This is a genomic window from Halorubrum sp. C191, assembly GCF_002727095.1.
Classification (GTDB): domain Archaea; phylum Halobacteriota; class Halobacteria; order Halobacteriales; family Haloferacaceae; genus Halorubrum; species Halorubrum ezzemoulense.
This window is the reverse complement of sequence record NZ_NHNZ01000139.1, coordinates 1-7,003: the sequence shown is the minus strand read 5'-3', so window position 1 is coordinate 7,003 and position 7,003 is coordinate 1. Positions and strand designations below refer to the sequence as shown.

Genomic DNA, 7,003 nt, shown 5'->3' with positions numbered 1-7,003 from the left:
GTACTCGCCGGCCTCGGTGCCGTCGGCATCGCCTCCGCAGGAGCAGGCGTTGGCACATCTGCGTTCTTCAGCGACCAGGAGGACTTCGAGGGGAATGAACTGACTGCGGGCGAGCTGGACATGCTCGTGGACTGGGAGGAACACTACTATGACGGCTCGGCCGGGCGTGAACTCGTCGAGCTCGTTCCTGAGGACGAGATCGACATCCTCGACGACAACCAGTACATCCTCCCCGCGGTCGACAACCCGGATGCGCGCTCTATTGCGCTCCGGTTCCTGGGCGATGGGACCTTCCAAGAGAACAAAGATGCCTTTTGGGAAGCCACCTCGATCGAGGCGCTCCCCGACAGCGACGACGACGGGATCCAGGATGACTTCACCGACGATCAAGTCTGTAACGGCGAGGCTGGCCTGACCGACGTGGGCAACGCGGACGCCGAAACCCGCGGGGAAGGTCTCTTCTCACCCAACCGGACGAGCAACGACGTGACCACTCCGGGCGACCCGCTGATCAACTTGGGCGACGTCAAGCCCGGTGACTTCGGCGAGGTCACCTTCTCGTTCCACCTGTGTGACAATCCCGGCTACGTTTGGATGAACGGTATGCTGAACGAGGAGTTCACAGGCGAGGGGATCATCACCGAGCCCGAGCGTAACGACCCCGACGAGATAGATGGCGTCGTAGAGCTACTTGACGAGATGGAAGTCCGGATCTGGTACGATCCGGACTGTGATAACCAGGTCGAGCGGCGCGGCGAGGTCGATATCATGCTCGCGATCGACACCTCCGGCTCGATCCGGGCGGACGAGGACGGCGTAGACGAGCAACAGGCGCTTATTGACGGCGTCGACACCTTCGTCGACGCTCTCCCGACGGACGGCTCCGCGCAGGTCGGCGCGGTCAGCTTCGGCGGCGGCAGCGTGACGGGCCTCTCCGGGCTCGGCACTCCCGACGGCTTCAGCCTCCCGAGCCTCAGCTTCGAAAGTAACACCCCGATGCCCGGAGCGATCGACATCGCTGACCAGGTGCTCGACGATCAGGGTCGGGCGGACGCCCTTCCCGTCGTGGTGGTCGTCACCGACGGCGGCCCGAACTACGGCATGGACGGGGACAACCCGGACCCGAGCTACTCCGCATCGGTCGGCGGCACCTCGTACTCCGCACCGCGTGGTCCCGGGTTCTCCGCCGACGACGGCAGCCCCGGATACGACAACGACGACTCCGCGAGCGGGACTGTCACGGAAGGCGAACAGGACGAAACCGCCTTGGTCGCCGACGCGGTCAAGGCCGGCCCCGACGGCTCCCGGATCGCGGTGCTCAACATCGCTCCTGGTACCGTCGAACTCGGCGGCGGGCGAGACCTGAGCGACTACCTCGAAGACGAAATCGCGAGCGCGGGCTTCTACAACGAAATCCCCGTCACCAACTTCGCCGATGTCGCCGACGACATCGCCGCCGAGGTCGTGGTTCAGGAGGAGGTCTTCTTCAATGGCAACCTCCGGACGGCGCTGGATGCGCTTTCGGGTAATGAGGGCCGCGGTGTGCCGCTGGACGGCGACCGCGCGACGACCTTCGACGAGCTGTCTGACCCCGAGGACGACCCGAACCGCGACCCGTTCACGGGCGAGGGCGTCACCCACTGCGTTGGCTTCCAGTGGTGGCTTCCGGTTAACCACGCGAACCAGATCCAGGGCGATATGGTTGGCTTCGACATCGGCTTCTACGCCGAGCAGTCCCGGCACAACACCGGCGTCGGGATGATCCCCGAGGACGAGGATCAGACCCCGACCGAGGTCGTCGACTAGAGACACCCCTACAGGAGGGATTGTCTCAACGGTCGCGCCACGGGGCGCAGCGACGCAGCCGTCCGTCCACACGAGCGGCGGTTGGGTCGAGACCCGGATCAGACGCGGACCGGCCGCGGGCTGACACAGCGGTTCGAGACCGCTGCCGGGCGTTCGTTTCAACGAGTACTACAATGACACGCGACACTCACAGCCAAGACCAACCATTCACCCTCAGTCGCCGGTCTGTGCTCGCTGGTCTCGGAATGACTGGCGTCGCCGCGGGGGGTGCTGGTTTCGGGACGACGGCGTACCTCAACGACACCGAACAGTTCGCTGGTAACTCTGTCACCGCCGGTGAGTTTGACCTTCAGGTTGATTGGCAGGTCACATACGACGGCCCTGACGGCCCCGTCTACGTTGATGCTTCGCCTGATGAGTTCATTAACGACCCCGAAGATCCCACACGTCTGTTGGAGAGCGACGACATCCTCAACAGCGGGAGTTTCATCGAAGGGAGTGATGGGATTCGAGATCCAATCTTTACACGCGAGGAGATCGCTCTCCGAGCAGGATTCAGTAGCGATCTTAGCTCACTCTCTGAGAATCAGCGCACAGCCATCGAGACACGGTTTCGCGAACAGTTTGTCGATCGGCCGGTTGAGCCCGACTTCGCCTCGGTAGTACTTGACCCAGAGACATTCGGAGATCTAAAACCCGGCGATCAAATCACACTAGACATTAGCCTTCACCTGTTCGACAATCCAGGGTATCTTTGGCTGACCGGCGGGCTTGGTCATGCCGACGAGGGGGAAATTACGGAGCCTGAGGCGGGCGATCCGGATGAAGATCAAAATCGAGACGGAACACGCAAAGCGGGCGACAACGCGGAGCCGATCGTCGAACTGCTCGACGCGCTCCGCGTGACCGCTTGGTACGAGTCTATAGGAAATGTGACCCTTGACCAGAGTGAACATGTGTTTTTCGGCGGTAACGAGGATCCTACGACAAACCCCACGCTTCGAGAGTTTCTAGATCTCGTCTCAACCGGTAACGGGATTCCTCTTGACGGCGATCCATCAACAAGCTACAACGAGGTTGTCGACGGTGCCCCCGCACTAGGAGCCGACCCAGCTCGCGAACCGTTTGCGAACTCAACGACGCGATACCTTGGGCTGGCCTTCACGCTTCCAGATGAGCAGTCAAACGAGATACAAGGCGATTCAGTAGTGTTTGATGTCGGTGTCTACGCTGAGCAGGCCCGACATAACACCGGCGGCGGCTCTCGGCCAGACCTCTCGGTATTGAATGCCCGAGCAAATGAATCAGCAAACCCTGGTCCGTATGGCCTGGTGTTCGATGTCCGTAACAATCTGAGTGAGTCGGTAGTGGTGACCGATCTGACGATTTTACCCGCCGATCCCGTGATTCTCGCGTTGAGCGACGAAGTCGACAACACTTCGATCCCGGCGGGCTATGAGGTCTATATCGATTCGGCGACACCCGGATACACCGATATTCCAGGTGGAATCGCTTTACCGGGAACGATCACGCTCGGGAGCGACGGTTACTCTGACAGCGCGGACCGGGAACCGTCACTCATGCCGGACGAAACGGCACAAGTAACGCTGTTTTCGTTCCGCGACGCAAACGGTGATGGCGTTGAAATGAACGGACAGCGAGTGGTACTGACGCTCGCTTACCGTGGGGAGACAACCGGGCGGACCGGGTCCGTGACACAGTCGGTTGTCGGATGAACGAACGAAGGCGGATGCGATGTCGGGTTGAGACCGGAAGCAGCAGTAGTCCCGACAGCCGCAGGAATCTCGAGCCCACGGCCGGTCGTACGACCGGCCAACTCAACGGTATTAGGGCCATACCGGTCCGGAAGTGGGTCCATACATATGACCTGCTCCGCCGTACTGGTTGGAAGAAGACAAATTCTGTACACCGACCCGGCGTATCCGGGAAACCAAACACATGCCATTCACACGTCGACAACTAGTAGCCGGAATCGGCGCTGGAGCTCTCGCAGTTGGAGGACTTTCACTCAGCCAACCGTCGCCGCGGTTTTCCGCATACACCTACGCCGCAGAAAGTGCCGATACCGACGATCGACGTCTCCGCGTCGCGTGGTACGAGACGTACAACGGCGCGCTCGTCGGGGGCACTACCGGCGACGGAAACGAAACGGACGCGGATACAGTGCTCAACCCCGACCAGTCCCCTGGATACGTCGAAGAGGCAACCTTCGTGACCGATATCTCGGGCCCGGTTATCTCTATAGGAAACGTTCTCTCAGGAGATACCGGCACGCTTGTGGTCGGACTAGAAGTCGTCACAACCGAGCCGTCAGAGCCGCTTGACATCTGGGCTGCCGGCTCGATCACTAGCACGGACGAAAACGGAATTAATGAGCCGGAGCGGACAGACGGCGACAGCACACTAGATCGCGGTGAGCTCGGTGATGATGCCGTCGTTGAGATCTGGCTTGACGGCTCGCCGCTCCGTGGGTGTAATGGGGTGAAAAACTTCGAGGAGTCACTAGAGTCACCGCTGGTGGCGCGGTCGTCGTTTACTGATGCGTTTGCACCAACGACCGGTATCGGCAGCCCTGATGGCACGCTCGCGCTTGAGTGCTTAGACCCAGGCTCGCTCCGATGCGTCGCGCTCCGGTGGGAGCTTCCTCCCAATATCGGTAATCGCTCACAGGGTGACGCCCTCGGATTCAAGTTCGCTTTTGCGGGGGGCCCCTGTGGCGGCGACAGCCCATTCCGCGTTGGAGGGTCCGAATGACCGTTAGCCGCCGTCGTGTGCTGGCAGCACTCGCAGCTACCGGTGGGGTTGGAGGCTTCGCCTGGACTGCCTCCGAAGCTGGGACTACGGCGGTGTTGCGAGACGACGAGAAGTTCGAAGCGGCGCTTACGGCAGGCACTGTTGACCTAACGATCGAATACGAGATATTGTCTGGTCCGGGTGCCGATACCGCCGAGCGCTACGGTATCGCCGATGGGCCACGCGTTCGGCTCCCGATCGAGACACTCGGTGCCGACGGAATGTCCGGTCGGACGCTGTTCACTTTCTCGCTCCCACAGCGCGGTCAGGCGGTGAACAACCCCGCGGCGCTGTGGCTCGCAACTGACTGCCCCACTCCAGCAGCAACTGATCTGGGAGAAGCGCTTCAACTGACCCTATCGTACGCCCACTGTGAGGCCGGCGACCGGCTCGATCCAATCGCGGGCGGTTCCCTCAGAGAGGTTGCTACAGCACTCCGTGGTGGTCGCCAAATCGATGGCGATCCCACTACCAGAGGAGTTGACTGCTTAACCGACCAGGTGTGTCTGCTTGTAGAGTACGAACTCACCGACTACATCGGCTCGGAGATCGTCGACCTTCCGCTATGGGCGTCGGCCACCCAGTGTCGGCACGCTACCCCGACGAACCCTTTCGCTGGTATCGACACTGGGCCATGTCTGCCTGCCGAGGACTGTACGTGCTGCCGGACACTTGGGAAGATAGAACTTGGAAATGGAAACCAGCCTGGAATCGGCGAGAGCCAGATCGAACCCGGCGTCTACGCGTTCACTGAGGGCAGCTCTGAGTACGAACTCGACGTGTACCAGACCGTCGACAAGGACGATAGCGCTGAAACCATCGGGGTTGCGTTCCGACTCAAAAACCGGACAGACCGCAATAGGACTGTCCCAAGGCTCTGTACAGTCTGGGTGAAAGGTGGGCCGGGAGCCAAATCCTACGATCGTGACGATAGCACTCGTACGGACACCGTAGGACTCACCGGTAGTGACGCCGACGGAATCGTGTACGCACCTGACGGCACAGCCATCAGTAATATTCTGGTCTGCATATGTACGAACGATCCAGAGGCGGACTGTTCGGGATGCAGCGATCCGTCTCTTACCCCGGGAAGTAACGGCAACGGCCAAGGCTCGAAAGACCGTGGTAACAACTCCGGAAACCCTGGCAAGTCGAAATCTTCAGGCAAAACAAACGACCCTGAAACGCGCGGGCGCAGCGGTTCACCCACGGCTCCGCCAGGAGGTGACCAATGACTCAGTTGCCGCGGCCATCGATGGGAAGCACTAGCACATTGCTCGTGACGATTGTTCTCGTCGCGGCGATCTCACCCTTTGCGGTCTTCGCCGTCCCGCAAGTCATCGGTGCCGATGAGAGCTACGTTGTTCTCTCTGGGAGTATGGAGCCAGTGCTGTCACCTGGCGACGTGGTGATCGTCGACTCCTCTGGTCCCGTTCAAAATGGCGACGTGATCACATACAGAAGTCCTGGCGACAGCGTCCCGACTACACATCGCGTCGTCGGCGAAGTTGATGGCAGATACGAGACAAAAGGCGACGCAAACGAGGAGGCCGATACAGGTACGGTTGCCCCTGAAACCATTATCGGCAAAGTGGTTCTCACAATTCCGCTTATTGGTCATATAATTCTGTGGGCGAACACACCTGTGGGGTACGTCTTGTTGGTCATCAGTCCGCTAGTGTTACTCGGCGTGAGCGAACTCCTCGCGTGGGCTCAGCAGGAACCAGACGAGCGCACCGACAAGCCGGACAAACACGACCGAGAGCCAGCGTCAGTACCGCTTGATGAAGACGCAGACGCTCCAGATGTACTGGACAATCCAGACGCTACGGATGTTGACGAGGCTGACGACTGGGAATTCCCGGCCGCCGCCGCCGACAATGATTCGGAACCGGAATCGGACAGCACCGTCACTGTCGCCGCGATTGACCTGAAGCTGACGCTGCTAGCGATGGGTGCGTTGCTCACATACGCTGGGTGGAACATCTACCAAGAGTTCTCACTGACCGCAGCCCCAACCCCGATTTCGGTTGGTGCGTTCACTGCGGGGCTTCTTGGGGTCCTGTTTACCGGGTGGATAACCTTCACCACGTGGCAGACAGCCCGGGCGGCGCGCTCGAAACCTGAACCGGAGCCTGAACCGACGCCATCGACCCCTGCCTCGGTTCCCACCCTAGCAGACGGCGGCGGGGAAGCGGAGGTTGATGATGAATAAGACGTTCGCAGTCATCTGCGCACTCCTCATCGTGTTTGCGTCGATTTCAGCCGGTGTGTCGGTCGCAACGCTGTCCGACAAGGAGTCAGTTTCACTCGGGTTCAGCGCCGACATTCCGGCTCCCGATCCGGTCGTGCTTAGCGACAATACGACCGGATCGGGAGCCGG

Annotated in this window: 5 protein-coding genes; all 5 read left to right on the top strand. The window is 60.6% G+C overall.

Annotated features, from left to right (window positions below; translation table 11 throughout):
• Positions 1-1,806, top strand: a 1,806-nt coding sequence (locus Z052_RS14075; protein ID WP_099289152.1) for a vWA domain-containing protein, incomplete at its 5' end; no start/stop codon positions are given.
• Between the two features lie 245 nt (positions 1,807-2,051).
• Positions 2,052-3,542: a SipW-dependent-type signal peptide-containing protein gene (locus tag Z052_RS14070; protein WP_094520711.1), complete on the top strand. Its 1,491-nt coding sequence runs from the start codon at positions 2,052-2,054 to the stop codon at positions 3,540-3,542.
• Positions 3,543-3,765: 223 nt separating this feature from the next.
• Positions 3,766-4,581 carry a hypothetical protein gene (locus tag Z052_RS19815; protein WP_129452628.1) on the top strand — a complete coding sequence of 272 codons (816 nt, stop codon included), beginning with the start codon at positions 3,766-3,768 and terminating at the stop codon, positions 4,579-4,581.
• Positions 4,578-5,855, top strand: coding sequence for a hypothetical protein (locus Z052_RS19810; RefSeq protein ID WP_158228698.1), 1,278 nt, complete (start codon positions 4,578-4,580; stop codon positions 5,853-5,855). The genes Z052_RS19815 and Z052_RS19810 overlap by 4 nt, the downstream gene beginning before the upstream one ends.
• A 20-nt stretch (positions 5,856-5,875) precedes the next feature.
• Positions 5,876-6,835 (top strand): signal peptidase I, encoded by a 960-nt coding sequence (locus tag Z052_RS14065; protein ID WP_158228697.1) that lies wholly within the window; start codon positions 5,876-5,878, stop codon positions 6,833-6,835.
• Positions 6,836-7,003 lie beyond the last annotated feature (168 nt).

Coding starts and splice junctions, on each gene's coding strand:
- Z052_RS19810 (WP_158228698.1), top strand. CDS start 4,578: ATGACCGTTAGCCGCCGTCGTGTGCTGGCAGCACTCGCAGCTACCGGT.
- Z052_RS14070 (WP_094520711.1), top strand. CDS start 2,052: ATGACTGGCGTCGCCGCGGGGGGTGCTGGTTTCGGGACGACGGCGTAC.
- Z052_RS14065 (WP_158228697.1), top strand. CDS start 5,876: ATGGGAAGCACTAGCACATTGCTCGTGACGATTGTTCTCGTCGCGGCG.
- Z052_RS19815 (WP_129452628.1), top strand. CDS start 3,766: ATGCCATTCACACGTCGACAACTAGTAGCCGGAATCGGCGCTGGAGCT.